At 69.8% G+C, this 14942-nt stretch carries 15 protein-coding genes; 10 read left to right on the top strand and 5 right to left on the bottom strand.

Going from position 1 to position 14942, the window contains the following annotated elements; all coding sequences use genetic code 11:
- Positions 1–40 precede the first annotated feature (40 nt).
- Both menD and FB560_RS02605 read right to left on the bottom strand, forming a co-directional pair.
- Positions 41–1708 (bottom strand): 2-succinyl-5-enolpyruvyl-6-hydroxy-3-cyclohexene-1-carboxylic-acid synthase, encoded by a 1668-nt coding sequence (menD, locus tag FB560_RS02610; RefSeq protein ID WP_141870937.1) that lies wholly within the window; start codon positions 1706–1708, stop codon positions 41–43.
- Positions 1705–2055 carry a PLD nuclease N-terminal domain-containing protein gene (locus FB560_RS02605; protein WP_141870936.1) on the bottom strand — a complete coding sequence of 117 codons (351 nt, stop codon included), beginning with the start codon at positions 2053–2055 and terminating at the stop codon, positions 1705–1707. Before FB560_RS02605 ends, menD begins: the two co-directional genes overlap by 4 nt.
- Before the next feature lie 81 nt (positions 2056–2136).
- On the opposite strand from FB560_RS02605, the gene FB560_RS02600 reads away from it, so the two are divergent.
- The 3 genes from FB560_RS02600 to FB560_RS02590 all read left to right on the top strand — a co-directional run bounded on the left by FB560_RS02600 (position 2137) and on the right by FB560_RS02590 (position 4200).
- Positions 2137–2562, top strand: coding sequence for a hypothetical protein (locus tag FB560_RS02600; protein ID WP_229673309.1), 426 nt, complete (start codon positions 2137–2139; stop codon positions 2560–2562).
- A gap of 73 nt (positions 2563–2635) precedes the next feature.
- On the top strand, positions 2636–3289 hold the full coding sequence (locus FB560_RS02595) for a DsbA family protein (protein ID WP_141870935.1): 654 nt from the start codon (positions 2636–2638) through the stop codon (positions 3287–3289).
- A 104-nt stretch (positions 3290–3393) separates the two neighbouring features.
- Complete coding sequence (locus FB560_RS02590; RefSeq protein ID WP_141870934.1) at positions 3394–4200, top strand: tyrosine-protein phosphatase; 807 nt, start codon at positions 3394–3396, stop codon at positions 4198–4200.
- A gap of 18 nt (positions 4201–4218) precedes the next feature.
- On the opposite strand, the gene FB560_RS02585 is transcribed toward FB560_RS02590, so the two are convergent.
- Positions 4219–5274: a PQQ-dependent sugar dehydrogenase gene (locus FB560_RS02585; protein ID WP_211349940.1), complete on the bottom strand. Its 1056-nt coding sequence runs from the start codon at positions 5272–5274 to the stop codon at positions 4219–4221.
- A 123-nt stretch (positions 5275–5397) separates the two neighbouring features.
- On the opposite strand from FB560_RS02585, the gene FB560_RS02580 reads away from it, so the two are divergent.
- Positions 5398–6150, top strand: a complete 753-nt coding sequence (locus FB560_RS02580; RefSeq protein WP_141870932.1) for a hypothetical protein — start codon at positions 5398–5400, stop codon at positions 6148–6150.
- A gap of 4 nt (positions 6151–6154) precedes the next feature.
- A complete protein-coding gene (locus FB560_RS02575; protein ID WP_141870931.1) occupies positions 6155–8233 on the top strand; it encodes a bifunctional lysylphosphatidylglycerol flippase/synthetase MprF in 2079 nt (692 codons plus the stop codon).
- Here the strand turns inward: FB560_RS02575 and arfB are convergent.
- On the bottom strand, positions 8230–8670 hold the full coding sequence (gene arfB, locus FB560_RS02570; RefSeq protein WP_141870930.1) for an alternative ribosome rescue aminoacyl-tRNA hydrolase ArfB: 441 nt from the start codon (positions 8668–8670) through the stop codon (positions 8230–8232). The two genes, FB560_RS02575 and arfB, sit on opposite strands and share 4 nt — an antisense overlap.
- 43 nt (positions 8671–8713) lie before the next feature.
- Entirely contained in the window at positions 8714–9985 is a 1272-nt protein-coding gene (locus FB560_RS02565; protein WP_229673312.1) for an MFS transporter, read from the bottom strand.
- A 70-nt stretch (positions 9986–10055) separates the two neighbouring features.
- On the opposite strand from FB560_RS02565, the gene FB560_RS02560 reads away from it, so the two are divergent.
- The 5 genes from FB560_RS02560 to FB560_RS02540 all read left to right on the top strand — a co-directional run bounded on the left by FB560_RS02560 (position 10056) and on the right by FB560_RS02540 (position 14939).
- Entirely contained in the window at positions 10056–10679 is a 624-nt protein-coding gene (locus FB560_RS02560) for a TetR/AcrR family transcriptional regulator (protein WP_141870929.1), read from the top strand.
- Entirely contained in the window at positions 10676–11518 is an 843-nt protein-coding gene (locus FB560_RS02555; RefSeq protein ID WP_141870928.1) for a helix-turn-helix transcriptional regulator, read from the top strand. Before FB560_RS02560 ends, FB560_RS02555 begins: the two co-directional genes overlap by 4 nt.
- 168 nt (positions 11519–11686) lie before the next feature.
- Positions 11687–12754: an ABC transporter substrate-binding protein gene (locus tag FB560_RS02550; RefSeq protein ID WP_141870927.1), complete on the top strand. Its 1068-nt coding sequence runs from the start codon at positions 11687–11689 to the stop codon at positions 12752–12754.
- Between the two features lie 8 nt (positions 12755–12762).
- Positions 12763–13836 (top strand): FecCD family ABC transporter permease, encoded by a 1074-nt coding sequence (locus FB560_RS02545; RefSeq protein ID WP_170198027.1) that lies wholly within the window; start codon positions 12763–12765, stop codon positions 13834–13836.
- Positions 13833–14939: a FecCD family ABC transporter permease gene (locus tag FB560_RS02540; RefSeq protein ID WP_141870925.1), complete on the top strand. Its 1107-nt coding sequence runs from the start codon at positions 13833–13835 to the stop codon at positions 14937–14939. Before FB560_RS02545 ends, FB560_RS02540 begins: the two co-directional genes overlap by 4 nt.
- Positions 14940–14942: the final 3 nt, after the last annotated feature.

Here is a 14942-nt window from a genome sequence, read left to right as displayed (position 1 = left end):
TCATCCTGCCCACTCTCGGGCGGTTCCGCACGTGCGACGTTCACCGCGGCAGCGGGACCTCGATCAGTTGACGCCCGCCGACGGGCGTCGTGAGCACCTGGTCGAGAGCCGTGCGGGTGGTCACCCGCTGATACTCCCAGCCGTAGGCGAGGGCGAGGTGCTCGAGGCGCACGGTGTGCGGCGTGTAGAAGGCGCGATCCAGATCGGCCGGCGGAGCGGATCCGGCGACTTCGAGCGAATCGAAGATCGTGCCGCCGCCGTCGTTGCCGACGATGACCTGCAGCCGCGGTTCCGTCTCGTCCGGAGGCAGGAGCAGGGCGCCGACGTCGTGCAGGAACGTGAGGTCGCCGAGCAGCACCCGTGTGACGCCGGGGGCGCCGCCCGCCTGACTCGCGAGCGCGATGCCGGTGGCTGTGGCGATCGTGCCGTCGATGCCCGCGAGACCGCGGTTCGCGTGCACCGGCACCTTCTTGCCGCCGAGCACCGCATCCGCCACGCGCACCAGCCGCGAGGACCCGAACACCAGCCGGTCGTGCGGCCAGGTGGCCCGCCACACGGAGTCGACGAGCAGCTCGCGGTCGAGCGGTCGGCGCACCGCGTCCAGCTCGGCCCGCACGGCCTCGCGTCGCGCCGCGAAGTGCGTGGAGGAGAGCCCGTCCTGGTCGGGTGCGGATTCGCTGAGGTCGACGGCCAGCTCGGCCGATGCTTCGAGCCAGGCGCCGAGCCACTCCCGGTCGGGGGCGCCGTCGGCGACGGCCACGGACGCGGCCGCGCGGGTGCGGTGGTTCAGGTCGAGCTGCTCGCCGCCTCGCCGCACCGCCACGACATCGACATCCGGGCGGGACAGCAGCGCCGTGACCTCTCGGCTGAGCGTCGGATGCCCGAGCACGACGGCACGCTCGATGCGCCCGCCGAGGTCGTCGCGGCGCAGGAGCCCGCGGTAGCCGTGCACGATCTGGCGCCCGAACCGCGCTCCGCTGACGATCTCGGCGATCAGGGGCCAGGCTCCGGCGTGGGCGATCTCCTCGGCCCGGGTCCCGGCATCCGCACCGGCGATCACGACCGTGCGAGGCCCTCGTTCCAGCACGAGAGCGTCGCCCGTCGCGATGACAGGGGCAATGCCGGGGGCCACGTCGATCGCGGAGGAGCCGCCCGACAGCGGCTCACGGGACGGCAGATTGAGATGCACGGGGCCGGCCACTCCGGCATGGCCGTGCGCCGCGTCAGCGCCGAGTGCGACGGCGACGGCGCGAGCCGCCAGTCCCGACCACTCGGCGCCGTCCACGGGCACCGGTGCATCGATCTCTTCGCGCGCCCAGGAGGCGAACATCCCCGGTTGGACGGTGGCCTGGTTCGCGCCGACGCCGCGCAGCTCCGGAGGGCGGTCGGCGGTCAGCAGCAGGAGCGGGACACCGGAGTGGAAGGCTTCCATGGCGGCGGGCAGGAGGTTCGCCGCGGCCGTGCCCGAGGTGCACAACACCGCGGCCGGGACACCGGTCTCGCGCCCGATACCGAGCGCGGTGAACCCGGCGACGCGCTCATCGATGCGCACGTGGACCCGCAGCAGGCCGTCATCCGCGCGACGGACCGCGGCGAGCGCGAGCGCCTGAGAACGTGATCCCGGCGAGAGCACGAGGTCGCGCACACCGTGCGCGATGAGCTCGGCGATCAGCGATGCCGCAGCATCGGAGGCGGGCGACGAGGTCACGCGCGAGGTTCCGGCGACGGACCTTCGTCGGTCTCGTCGTCCAGGCGGGCGAGTTCCTCTTCGAGGCGACGGATGCGCGCATCCTGCTCGGTCTTGCTGATGCTGCGCAGGAATGCGGGGTCATCATCGGGAGCGAGCGTCCGGGTGACACCCTGGTCGTTGGCACGACGGCGTCCGATCACGAACCAGAGGATGCCGCCGATGACCGGGATCAGGATCACGATGGCCAGCCACACGGGCTTTCGCACGCCACGATGCCGCGTCGCCGGCTGCACAGCGCAGTCGACGATGCTGAACACCCAGAACACGGCGGCGAGGAAGCCGCCGACGATCAGTAGTCTCGCCACCCTTCCAGTGTAAGCGGGTCGGCGGGAGCCGGGTCCTCCTCCCGCTCCGCACCGAAGTGCCGTTGCTAGACTGCGCGGGAGATGCCGCCCTCGATGCCCCGCCTTCCGCAGCGAGCGCGGACCGAGCAACTGCTGCCGGCGAAGATCGTCACGGCTCTCGGTCTCGCGCTGCTGCTCGTCGTGGGTGCCTGGTCGACCTCCCGCGGCGATGCCGACGTGCATGCCGCCCTCTGCCTGGCACCCGGCGTCTCGGCTCCTGCTGCCGCAGCGGGTGCCGAGCACCATGACGAGGTCGCCGCAGTGGACGTGCTGTCGTCGGATGCCGCTCTCTGCGTGATCGCCGTGCTCTGCGGCGTCGCGCTGGTGCTCCTGGTGCGCCGCGTGATCGCGGGCGGGAGCTCCGAGCCGGTCGGGCGCACACCTCGGACGGCACCGCCCGTGCGCGCCGGCCCGCAGCGGATCCCGTCCGCTCTCAGCCTCATCCAGCTCTCCATCTCCCGCACCTGAACGACAGCGCGTCGAACGAGCCGCCGCGCGCGGCGCCCTTCCCCTGTCGTTGCACCTGTACCTGGAGACCCCCATGAAAACCTCTGTCAAGGCGACCCTGATCGCCATCGCCGTCGCCATCGTCCTGCTGATCGTCGGCATCGTCTTCGCCATCAACCAGCGCGCTGCCGCGCCGGAGCCGCAAGCCGGAGAGAAGCTGCAGACCGTCCGCACCGACTCGCACGTGCTCGACCAGGGCGGGGCGGATGCCGTCACGGTCGTCGAGTTCCTCGACTTCGAGTGCGAGGCGTGCGGCGCGTTCTACCCGATCGTGGAGGAGCTGCGCGAGACCTACGCGGGCGATATCACCTATGTGGTGCGGTACTTCCCGCTCCCCGGACACATCAACTCGACCCAGGCCGCACTCGCCGCCGAGGCCGCAGCCCAGCAGGACCGCTTCGAGGACATGTACCACCGGCTGTTCGAGACCCAGGCGCAGTGGGGCGAGGGGTCCGAGGAGACGCCGGAGGTGTTCCGCGCCTTCGCCGAGGACCTCGGACTCGACATGGATGCCTACGATGCGGCGATCGCCGACCCCGCCACGCTGCAGCGCGTCGAGTCGGACAAGGCCGACGGCGAGAAACTCGGCGTGAGCAGCACGCCGTCGTTCTTCATCGACGGCGAAGCCGTGGTGCTGCAGGAGTGGGACGACCTCGAGCAGGCGATCGAGAAGGCGGTGAACGGCTGACGCCGGGCTCCCTGTCGGCCCCAGGAACGGAGCCGACAGGGCTAGTCCCCCCTCCCGATGTCCCCGATACGCTGGGGCCACACCGTGGAAGGGACCCGACGACGATGGATCTGACCTCTGTTCTGGCCGTGACGCACAACTCCCGTGAGCTGTCGGGATTGCCGACGTCGGATGGCGGGACGCTGGCCTCCGGCATCCTCTTCCGCTCGGATGCGCTGGGCGCTCTGACCGACGACGGCCTGCAGGCGCTGGTCGATCTGCGGATCGGTACGGTGATCGATCTGCGCACGGACGGCGAGCGATCCCGGTCCGCCGATCGGTTGCCGGCGGATGGCAGCGTCACGTTCGTCCCGCTGTCGGTGCAGGGCGGGGCCATGGACGAGATGGTGCAGAAGCTGCTGCCCGCCGCCGACGGCACCCCGCTCTCCGCCTCGCAGCTCGCCGAGGTCCTCGACCAGGTGCCGACGCTGGAGGATCTGTACACCGCGATCCTCGGAGGCAGCGCCGCGCAGTTCGCGACGCTCGCTCGTGCCGTGATCACCGCGTCCGGCACCGATCGGCCCGGAGTGCTCTTCCACTGCACCGCCGGCAAGGACCGCACCGGTCTCGCGGCGGCCCTGCTGTTGCAGGTCGCCGGCGTGCCGCGCGAGGTCATCGTCGAGGACTACACGCAGACGGGTGAGAACCTCGCGCGCGGTTTCGCAGAGGCGCTGACCGGGTTGATCACCGCGATCGGCGTGCCGCTCACCCCCCGCCTGAAGACGCTCGCGACCGAATCGCCGGCCTCGGCCATCGAGGCCGCGCTCGACTGGATCGAGACCGAGCACGGTGATGCGGCCGCGTACCTGCGCAGCGGAGGCCTGACCGCCGACGAGGTCACCCAGCTGCGCCGGGCGCTGCGCGGCGAGTAGCCCTTCCCTCCGCCCGGATCAGCCGACGCCGAGTCGCAGGATCCGGTCGTCGCCGTCTGCCGGATCGCCGCGGCCGTCGGTGTTGTTCGTGAGGACCCAGAGCGACCCGTCAGGCGCGACCACCGCGTCTCGCAGGCGTCCGTACCCTCCACGGAACCATTCGGATGCCGTCGCCAGGTCATCGAGCGGCACGACCCGCAGCCGCTCCCCGCGCAGGTTCGCGATCACGATCCGGCCGTCCACCACCGCGATGCCGCTGGGGCTGGCGTCCGACGGCGCCCACTGCTGCACGGGGTCGATGTGATCGCCGTCGTCCGCGACGCCCTCGACGACCGGCCATCCGTAGTTGCCGCCCGCCTCGATCACGTTGAGCTCATCCCAGGTGTCCTGCCCGAACTCGCTCGCGTACATCGTCCCCTCGTCATCCCAGGCGATGCCCTGCGGATTGCGGTGGCCGTAGCTGTACACCGGCGACCCCTCGAACGGATTGTCGTCCGGCACCGCGCCGTCGGGGGTCAGCCGGAGGATCTTGCCGGAGAGAGCATCGAGATCCTGCGCGCTGTCGCGATCCCCCGCATCGCCGACCGCGACGTACAGCATGCCGTCCGGTCCGAACGCGATGCGGCCGCCGTTGTGGTTCCCGGCAGCCGGGATGCCGTCGATCACGGTCGTGGGAGGGCCTAGTGCGAGCGCTCCGGCTGCGCCGAGGATCGCGCGGCGCTCGATGCGGTTCCCGTCGGCCGCGGTGAAGTACGTGTACACGTCGCCGTCGAGCACCGCGAGGCCGAGCAGCCCACCCTCGCCGGCGGCGGTCACGTCGTCGATGACGGCGACCTCACGGACCGCGCCGTCATCGCCGAGCTCCGCCACACGTCCGCTGTCGCGTTCGCTCACGAGCGCGATCCCCTCGTGGAACGCGATCGACCACGGCACGTCGAGTTCTTCGGCGATGACCTCGGGCGACGGCTCGGGATCGGTTCCGACCGGAGCGGATCCGGGCGACGGCGTGCACGCGGCGAGCACCAGCATCGCGGCAGTCATCACCGCGAGCATCTCGCCCCGTCTGATCTTCATGCGTCCCTCCTCCTCCATCCCACACCGAACGGCAGCGGGAGGGAAGAGCAGCGGGAGGGAAGAGGGGATGCTCCGACGCAGAAGCCGCTGTCGGCCGAGCACATACGGGTGCACAATGTCGCTATGAGCGAGAGCTCGCTGCCCGAGAGTCCTCCGCCGCAGAGGACCACGGGCCCGGAATCCGCGGGATCGAGCGTCCGTCCGACGCCGGAGTCGGACGCGATGCTCGGTCGACGCGCGCAGATCCTGGCGACCGAGCACTGGGGACTGCTCGCGGCCCGCAGCACGGCGCAGAGCGAAGTGCTCACCCGCATCACGATCTTCCTCACGCTGGTCTCGGCGGGACTCGTGACGATCGGGCTCCTCGGGCAGGCCTCGGATTTCCGCGAGTGGTTCGGCGGTGCGTCGCTCGCGATCCTCGGCTTCCTCGCGCTGATCGGCGTCATGACCCAGATCCGTGTGATGAACGTGTCGGAGGAGGACATGATGTACGTCGTCGCGATGAACCGCCTGCGCGGCGCGTACGTCGACCTCGATCCGGCGGTCGCTGACGTCTTCCTGGCGTCCCCCTTCGACGATGAAGCGGGCATGAAGAGGACCTACTCGTTCCTGCGACCGCGCAGCGTCAGCATCCTGCTCGGAAGCTCGGTCATGCTGCTGATCGTCGTCAACGCGTGCGTCAGCGGTCTGCTGTGCGGTGCCGCGGTGATCGTCGGAGGCGGTTCCTTCTCCTGGGCGGTGGGGGTCGGCATCGCCGTCGGGGCGATCTGCTGCGCAGGCTTCATGACATACGGCGGGTTCGGTTTCCGTTGGGCGTGGGCGCACTACGTACCGCGCCGCGCCACCCCCGCGCCTCCGCCGCCCTCGCTACGCTGAGCGCATGACCGAGGCGCGAACGCACACGCCGAATCACGTGCTCTCCGTGGTGAAGCGCATCCCGGCGACGCTGTCGATGGTGCTGCTGATCCTCGTGGTGGGCGTGGTCTGGCACGGACTGTGGACCCCGTTCGAAGACACGGCGCTGTTCCGCACGGTGGCGTACGGGTTGCCGAACCTCGCCGAGGGCAGGTGGTGGACCCCGCTGACCGGCACGTTCTTCGTCAACCAGCCCTGGGTGTACGTCTTCACGATCACCGGCTTCTGGGGCATGGCGTATCTGGAGTTCCGGCGCGGATCGCGCGTGGCCCTCGCCTACTACTGGGTCGGTCAGCTCTTCGCGATCTTCGCCACCGCGCTCCTGCTGCTCGCGCTCTCGCAGTTCCCGTGGGCATGGGCCACGACTCAGGCGCAGGCGCTCGACGTCGGAGCATCCGGCGGCACCATGGCCTGCATCGCGGCAGCGGTCGGCCTCTTCCGCCCGCCGTGGCGGGTGCGCGGCTGGCTGATCCTGCTCGGATTCGTCTTCATCGCGATGCTGTTCTGGGGCAAGGTCGCCGACCTCGAACACCTGCTCGCGGTGCTGCTGATCCTGGTCGTCGACCGGTCGCTGCGCGTGCGCCACACCACCGTGCGCGAGCAAAGGCTCATCGCCGTGGTGGCGATCCTCGTGCTGGGGGCGGTGGAGATCATCACGACCTTGATGGCGACCGACGGCCCGTTCGGACCGACCAGTCCCGCTTCCGGCGGATTCATCGATCTCGCGATCGACCTCGTCGTGATCCTCGTGCTGGTGAACGGTCTGCGTCGCGGACGACGCTTCGCCTGGGTGCTCGCGATCCTGCTCGGTCTGTTCAACCTGCTCAGCGCCGCTTTGGTGCTGGCGCTCATCATCCTGACCAGCCAGGCCGAGCTCGATGTGCATTGGGACGGCGACACCGAGCTCGTGATCGCCAACGGGTTCCTCTGGCTGATCATGCTCGTCTACCTCGTGTGGGTGCGCCGCGCGTTCCGGGCCAAGCGTCGCTCCACGCTCGGCATCCAACCGCCGCCCGCGATCGATGATGTGAAGACCGAGCTGCGCACGCATGGCGGCGGCACCCTGTCGTGGATGACCACGTGGGACGGCAACAGCTACGCGCGCACCAACGGGGGCATCGTCGCCTATCAGCGGCGCAACGGCGTGGCACTGGCGCTCGCCGATCCGATCGGTCCCGCCCCGCTGCGGGTCACCGCCGTCGAGGAGTTCATCCGCGATGCCGAGCTCGCCGGCCTGGTCCCCTGCTTCTTCAGCGCGGACGAGGCCACTCGCGCCGCGGTGCCCCCGACCTGGCGCAGCATCGTGGTCGCGGACGACACGATCGTCGACCTGCCGGGCCTCACCTTCACCGGGAAGCGATGGAACTCGGTGCGCACCTCGCTCAACAAGGCGGGTCGCGAGGACATGACCTTCCGGATGACGCAGTTGAAGTCTGAATCGTGGGGTGTGCAGCAGCAGCTGCGGGCGATCTCCGAGGCCTGGGTCGGCGACAAGGACCTCCCCGAGATGCGCTTCACGCTGGGCACGCTGGAGGAAGCCGAAGACCCGGAAGTGCGGCTCGCGCTCGCCCTGGCGCCGAACGGAGACGTCGACGGCTTCCTCTCCTGGCTCCCGGTGTACGGCGAGGGCGGCACGGTGCAGGGCTGGACGCTCGATCTGATGCGGCGCCGCGAGGGCGGCTTCGGTCCGGTGATGGAGTATCTGATCGGGTCGTCGGCGCAGCAGTTCTCGGAGGAGGGTGCCGCGATCATGTCGCTGTCGGGCGCCCCGCTCGCGCACGACTATCCGCCGGATGCCGGAGTGATCGCCGCGCTGAGCGATCGGCTCGCCGAGGCCCTCGAGCCCGTGTACGGTTTCGGGTCACTGCACCGGTTCAAGCAGAAGTTCCACCCGCGCTACGAGACCATGTACCTGCTGTTCCGCGACGAGAGCGACCTCACCCGGATCGGCGGAGCCCTGACACGGGCGTTCCTGCCGGATGCGACGCTGCGGCAGTTCGCCGGTGCCGGGCTGGAGCTGGTGCGCGGCGGCGACAAGGACTAGGAGTCGCGGGGGCGCTGACGCAGCTGCTTGACGTCGGTGCGTCGCTGCTTCGCCTTGAGCCGGCGCTCCTTCGAACCACGGCTCGGCTTCGTGGGCCTGCGCGGCGGTGCCGGCGGACGCAGGGCCTCGGCGACCAGCGCAGCAAGGCGCTCCCGCGCCGCATCGCGATTGCGGAGCTGTGCGCGGTGCTCGGAGGCGGCGATCGTCAGGACGCCGTCGACCAGGCGACCGCCGAGGCGTTCCCGCAGTCGCTCGCGCTGCACCGGTGACAGCACGGTCGAGGCGGCGGCATCCCACACGAGTTCGACGCGGGAGTCGGCGGTGTTCACCCCCTGTCCGCCGGGGCCGGATGACCGCGAGAACCGCCACGACAGCTCGGACTCGGGGATCGTGACCCCGGCCGAGACGCGCAGACCGGGGCGGTGGGCGGAGGGCATGCATCCATCATCCTCCGCCCACGGCCCCGGGGCGACCGCGGCGTCAGGCGAGGGCTTCCACCTGCTCGGCAGGTGTCCCGTCCGTCGCGACCTTCGCCGTGTTGGCGATGTGCGCGCGGGCGACCACGATCGCGGCGACCACCATGAGCGCCGCACCGAGCCAGTACGGAGCCGCGTGGCTGACGGTGACGTACAGCGCACCGGCGATGAGCGGGGCCGCGGTGTTCATCGCCGCGGCCAACGACTGCGTCGCACCGCCGAGCCAGCCCTGCTCGTCATCACCGACCGCGTTCGACATCGCCCCGTCCATCGCGGCGGTCGACGCGCCCTGGCCGGCGGCGAGCATGAGAGCGCCGACGATGAACACCCACGGCTGGGCGAAGACCGAGGCGACGACGGCGAGACCGATGAGACCGATCATCTGCGCGATGATGGCGCTCACGATCACACCGCGCTCCCCGATGCGGGGCAGCAGGATGCCCAGCAGCACGCCCTGGATCAGGATGTCGATGATGCCGACGGCGGCCGTCAGCAGACCGATCTGCGTCGGGCCCCACTGGATCGCGTCGAAGGCGAGCACGCTGAAGTTGTTCACGAAGAAGCCGAACGGCAGCGCGAGCACGCCGAAGGCGATCATCAGACCCCGCAGCTCCTTGCGCCCGAACGCCTCCTTGAAGACGCCGAACGGCTGGATCTCGCGCAGGGCGATCCGCGGGATGCGGTTCTCCCGCTTGAGGCTCTCGGGGAGCAGGAAGATGCTGAGGATCGCGATCACGAGCCCCACGCCGGCGGTCACGAAGACCGGCAACTGGATGCTCACCGCTGCGAGGAGACCGCCCACGGCCGGACCGATCATCATGCCGATGCCGGTGAGCGCTCCGAGCAGGCCGAACCGCTTGGCCCGCTGCTCCGGCGGTGTGATGTCGGCGAGGTAGGCGAACAGCGCCGGCATGTCCCCGGCGGTCAGCCCCTGGATCACACGGGCGAGCACCAGCACCCACAGTGCACCGCCGATACCGAAGAGCGCCATCGAGAACGCGGCGCCGAATGCCGCCCCGATGATGACCGGGCGGCGACCGAAGCGGTCGGAGAGTCGCCCGAGGAACGGCGCGACGAGGAAGGCGCAGAGCCCGTTGACCGCTTCGAGGATGCCGACCCAGACCGCGAGGTCCTTCTCCTCCGAGACGTACTGGAGCACGACGAAGGGAAGCACCGGGAGGACGACGGTCATCCCGATGACGGTGAGCATCGTCAGCACGACGAGCATGATCCAGGCGCGGTTCACGCCGCGCACGGAGGGAATGAGTGAAGTCATACCGAAAGTGTACCGATACCAGTTTTGGTGTCAAGCCAGTTTTGTATCGAGTTCGCGATAGACTCGCCCCATGACGAACACCGAGCCGATGGGACGCCGCGAGCGGAAGAAGGCAGCGACCCGCAAGGCGATCTCCGATGTCGCGACGATGATGTTCCTCGAGCGCGGCTTCGACAACGTGAGCATCCGAGAGGTCGCGGACGCCGCCGATGTCTCCCCCACCACGGTCTTCGCACACTTCCCCCAGAAGGAGGCGCTGGTCTTCGACGAGGACGACGAGCAGCGGGACCGACTCGTCTCCGCCGTGCGCGACCGCCCTTCCGGCAGCACGATCAATCGCGCGATCCACGACTTCTATTCCACGGAGATCCGCGCCAATGTCGACGAGCACGGCAACGACGTCACGCGCATCTTCATGACCTTCCTGAACGAGACCCCGGCGCTGCGCGAGTACGCAGGGCGGATGTGGCTCCGGCACGAGGATGCCCTGTCGGAGGCGATCGCCGACGAACTCGGACTCTCGGACCCCACCGCCGAGATCAGGGTCTACTCCCGCTTCGTCCTGCAGATGCAGCTGCTCGTCAACGACACCGACGACCAGCTCGCCACGCTCGACGCCGGTTTCGCGATCCTGGACGACGGATGGTCGCCGATCGAGGCGCGGCTGGCGGGCGCGGCCGACGACAGCCGATGAACTCCTACCGGCAGGACGACTGGGACGCGAGCCCGGAGCATCCGTCGACCGTGGTGGAGCCGTACCTGATGGGGACCGGTGTCGTCACCGGCGACGACACCGGCACCCGCCCGCTCTCCCCTCCGCACTCCCACGCCGACGCGATGCTCGCGTGGTGCTACCGCGGCACCGTGTGGATACATCTGAAGGACGCGATGTGGCGTCTCGCCCCCGGGCAGGGCGTGTGGATCCCCGCACGGACGCCGCACACGGCGCATCACGAGCGGGACTCCGTCGGCTGCTACACCTACCTGCCTGCAGCCTCGGCGATCGCGCCGATCGACGACATCACCCGGGTGCTGGTGCCGCGCGCCGTGCAGGAGATGCTGCTGCACCTCGGCATCAACGACATGCCCACCGGTCTGCGCGTGCGCATCCAGTCCACGCTGATCGAGATGCTGCAGCAGCCGGCTCCAGAGGCCCTCGACGGGTGGGGAGAAGTCCCGCTGCCCGCCGACGAGCGCGTGCGAGCCCTCGTCCAGGCGGTGCTGGACGATCCCGGCGACCCGCGCAGCGCCGGAGAGCTCTTCCTCGCCCACGGGCTGCATGAGCGCACCGTGCTGCGCATCTTCCAGAACGACGTCGGGATGACGTTCGGCCGCTGGCGCACCGGAGTGCGGATGACCCTGGGCGCACGCCTGATCGTCGACGGCACCCCGATCGGCGCCGCGGCCCACCGGTGCGGCTACGCGACGACCAGCGCCTTCTCCGCGAGCTTCAAGGAGAGGTTCGGTCTCACGCCGCGTCAACACGTCGCTCGCGTGCAGGCCGACTCCGCGCACCACCTCTACTGGCGCTGAGCCCCGCGCTCGATCCGACCCGATCTGTCTGTTTAGCGACACAAGTCGTCCGTCGATCGACACTGGCCGCGCTATCCGCGTTCTAACATCGATCTGTTAGGGCATGCTTACCTAACTTCTCGCCGCGTTGGTGCGGCACTCCCCTCCCCATCTCTCTGAAGGAGAACCATGTCGCACGCTCCTGCGCGCCCGAAGATCCGGCGAGGCTCCGCTCTCGTCGCCGCGGCCATCGCCGCCGCCCTCACCCTGGCCGGGTGCACGACCGGCGGCGAAAACGCCGAATCCGCGCCCTCCTCTGCCTCCGTCGACGGCGTGGTCATCGAGCACGGCCACGGCGAGACCGTGATCCCGGAGAAGCCTCAGCGCGTCGTCGCCCTCGGCTGGATGACGCCCGACATCGTCGCCGCCCTCGGCACCAACCCCGTGGGCATCGAAGAGGTCTGGGGCGCCGGCGAGAGCGGCTACCAGCCCTGGTTCGAGGACTTCGTCACCGAGGAGTACGGCGAGACCCCCGAGATCATCCCGTTCACGGAGGACGGCCCCAACTACGAGGCGATCAAGGCCCTCAAGCCCGACCTGATCCTCAGCCTGTACTCGGGCGTGAGCGACATCGAGTACGAGCGGCTCAGCGAGATCGCGCCGACCGTGCCCTACGTCGAGGGCCCCTGGAACCCGGGCACCTGGGAGGGCATGACGCGCACCGTCGGCAAGGCGCTGTCGGAGGACGCCAAGGCCGAGGAGCTGATCGCCGAGACCGAGGAGCAGATCACGACCCTCGCCGACGAGCACCCCGAGTTCCAGGACAAGACCTTCGTGTGGGGCCTGACCCTGAACGAGGGCGGCACCGACCTGGGCGTCTACCTGGAGTACGACCCCCGCGTGCGCATCACCGAGGCGCTCGGCTTCACCTCCACCTCGGCCATGGACAGCTTCCTCGCCAGCGCCGAGGGCGACAACTGGTACACCGGTGTCAGCCTCGAGAAGCTCTACGACGTGCAGGCCGACCTGTTCGCCGCCTGGGGCGGCGCCGCCGCCGAGGGCGAGTACACGGTCGAGAACAAGGTCGTGTCGCGCTGGAACCCGATCGCCAAGGGTTCCTACGTGATCTACGCGGACGCCACAGACGCCTCCGCGATCAGCGCGCCGACCGTGCTGTCGCTGAAGTACATCCTCCCGAAGTACGTCGACGACCTCGCAGCCGCGCTGCAGGGCGAGCCGACCATCGCCGGAGAGTGATCGCAGAGATGTCCCTGGCGACGAAAGACGGCACGGACGTCTCGAACACAGGTGCGGGGAGTCGTGCAGACGGCTCCCCGCACCGGGGCGCGACGCTCGTGCTGGGACTGATCGTCTCGGCGGTGGTGCTGGTGATCGCCACCATCGCCTCACTCGCGGTCGGCAACCGCGCGATCGATCCCCTCACCGTGCTGCAGTCCCTCTTCGCCTACGACGACGACAACGCGCTGCACCTCATGGTCATGGAGTTGCGGGTTCCCCGCACGCTGCTCGGCATCGTCGTCGGCGCCGCCCTGGCCGTGTGCGGCGGCCTCATCCAGGCCTTCACCCGCAACCCGCTGGCCGACCCCGGCATCCTCGGCGTGAACGCGGGGGCATCCTTCGCGGTCACCTTCGCGGTCGGCGTGCTCGGGCTGACCACGCCCGGCGCGTACGTGCCCTTCGCGCTGGCCGGCGCCTTCCTGCTCACGATCCTCGTGTACGCACTGGGCTCGTTCGGCGCCTCCGGTGCGACCCCCATGAAGCTGACGCTCGCCGGTGTCGCCCTCGGCGCCGCCTTCACCGGCCTCACCACCGCGATCGTGCTGCGCGACCTGGGCACCCTTCAGGTCATGCGCTTCTGGGGCGTCGGCTCGATCGGCGGACGCACCCTCGACCAGCTCGCCTGGGCCGCGCCGCTGATCATCGCGGGTCTCCTGATCGGGCTGCTCTGCGCCCGCTCCCTGAACGCACTGGCGCTCGGCGACGACCTGGCCCAGGCGCTCGGCGCCCGGGTGCGCGTCACCCGTGTGCTCGTGATCATCGCGGTCACCCTGCTGGCCGGCACGAGCGTCGCCGCCGCCGGCCCCATCGCCTTCGTCGGGCTGATGATCCCCCACGTCGTCCGCTGGTTCACGGGTCCCGATCAGCGCTGGGTGCTGACGTACTCGATGATCATCGGTCCGTCCTTCCTGCTGTTCGCCGACATCCTGGGCCGCATCGTGCTCCCCAGCGGCGAGCTGCGCGTCGGGATCGTCACCGCTCTCCTGGGCGCGCCCATCCTGATCGCGCTCGTGCGCCGCAAGCGGGTGAGTGGACTGTGAGCATCGACCAGCGCCCCACCGCCCCCGCCGGGGCCGTCACGCACGACGACGACGAATTCACTCCGGTCGATCACGGACGCCGCCAGATCCGGATCGAGACCGCGCGCATCGCGACGCTCATCCCGGTGCGCTCGATCGTGGTCTGCCTGGCGCTGACCGTCGTGATCATCGCGGCCGGTCTCGCCTCGATGACGATCGGCGCCTATGAGGTGGACTTCGGCTCGGTCGTCCGCGCGATCGTCGACCCGTCCTCCGACCCCGACATCCGCCAGGTGGTCTTCGAGTGGCGACTGCCGCGCGTGCTGTTCGCGGTGCTGTGCGGCGCGGCGCTGGCACTCGCGGGCGGCATCTTCCAGTCGCTCACGCGCAATCCGCTCGGCTCGCCCGACATCATCGGGTTCGGCATCGGCGCCCAGTTCGGCGTGACGCTCATGATGGTGGTGCTGGAACTCAACACCTACATGTTCAAGGCGGTGGGTGCGCTCATCGGCGGGCTGATCACCGCACTGCTCGTGTACGTGCTGGCGAACAAGAACACCATGTCATCCTTCCGTCTGATCATCGTCGGCATCGGCGTCTCAGCGGGGCTCGGCTCGCTCACCTCCTGGATCCTGATCTCGGTGAGCGTCGAGAAGGCGATGATGGCCGCGACCTGGGGTGCGGGCTCCCTCGCCTCGCTCGGTTTCGACCAGCTGATCCCCGCGTCGATCGTCTTCGCGATCGTCACGCTGCTCTCGCTCCCGCTGGGCCGCACGCTGCCCGTGCTCGAGATGGGCGACGACGCGGCGACCGCGCTGGGCATCAGCCCCGGACGCACGCGCCTCACGGCGATGGTATTCGGCGTCGCCCTGGTCGCGCTGGTCACGGCCGCGGCCGGCCCCATCTCGTTCATCGCGCTCGCGGCACCGCAGATCTCGCAGCGCCTCACCCGCTCGAACACGCCGATGGGCACCGTACCCGTGATGCTGACCGGCGCCGCCCTCGTCGTGGTCTCCGACGCGGTCGCCCAGCTCGTCGCCGTCCCCGTCGGCGTCGTGACGGTGTCGGTCGGCGGCCTCTATCTCGCCTGGCTGCTGGCCGCCCAGTACGCGCGCCGCACCTGAAAG

This window comes from Microbacterium saperdae (assembly GCF_006716345.1).
Taxonomy (GTDB): domain Bacteria; phylum Actinomycetota; class Actinomycetes; order Actinomycetales; family Microbacteriaceae; genus Microbacterium; species Microbacterium saperdae.
This window is presented reverse-complemented; position numbering and strand designations above follow the sequence as displayed.

Bases quoted from the DNA above. Each gene is read 5' to 3' on its own strand.
- FB560_RS02600 (WP_229673309.1), top strand. From the start codon at position 2,137: ATGCCGCCCTCGATGCCCCGCCTTCCGCAGCGAGCGCGGACCGAGCAA.
- FB560_RS02545 (WP_170198027.1), top strand. From the start codon at position 12,763: ATGTCCCTGGCGACGAAAGACGGCACGGACGTCTCGAACACAGGTGCG.
- FB560_RS02575 (WP_141870931.1), top strand. From the start codon at position 6,155: ATGACCGAGGCGCGAACGCACACGCCGAATCACGTGCTCTCCGTGGTG.
- FB560_RS02560 (WP_141870929.1), top strand. From the start codon at position 10,056: ATGACGAACACCGAGCCGATGGGACGCCGCGAGCGGAAGAAGGCAGCG.
- arfB (WP_141870930.1), bottom strand. From the start codon at position 8,670: ATGCCCTCCGCCCACCGCCCCGGTCTGCGCGTCTCGGCCGGGGTCACG.
- FB560_RS02565 (WP_229673312.1), bottom strand. From the start codon at position 9,985: ATGACTTCACTCATTCCCTCCGTGCGCGGCGTGAACCGCGCCTGGATC.
- FB560_RS02550 (WP_141870927.1), top strand. From the start codon at position 11,687: ATGTCGCACGCTCCTGCGCGCCCGAAGATCCGGCGAGGCTCCGCTCTC.
- FB560_RS02580 (WP_141870932.1), top strand. From the start codon at position 5,398: ATGAGCGAGAGCTCGCTGCCCGAGAGTCCTCCGCCGCAGAGGACCACG.
- FB560_RS02555 (WP_141870928.1), top strand. From the start codon at position 10,676: ATGAACTCCTACCGGCAGGACGACTGGGACGCGAGCCCGGAGCATCCG.
- FB560_RS02585 (WP_211349940.1), bottom strand. From the start codon at position 5,274: ATGAAGATCAGACGGGGCGAGATGCTCGCGGTGATGACTGCCGCGATG.
- FB560_RS02595 (WP_141870935.1), top strand. From the start codon at position 2,636: ATGAAAACCTCTGTCAAGGCGACCCTGATCGCCATCGCCGTCGCCATC.
- FB560_RS02590 (WP_141870934.1), top strand. From the start codon at position 3,394: ATGGATCTGACCTCTGTTCTGGCCGTGACGCACAACTCCCGTGAGCTG.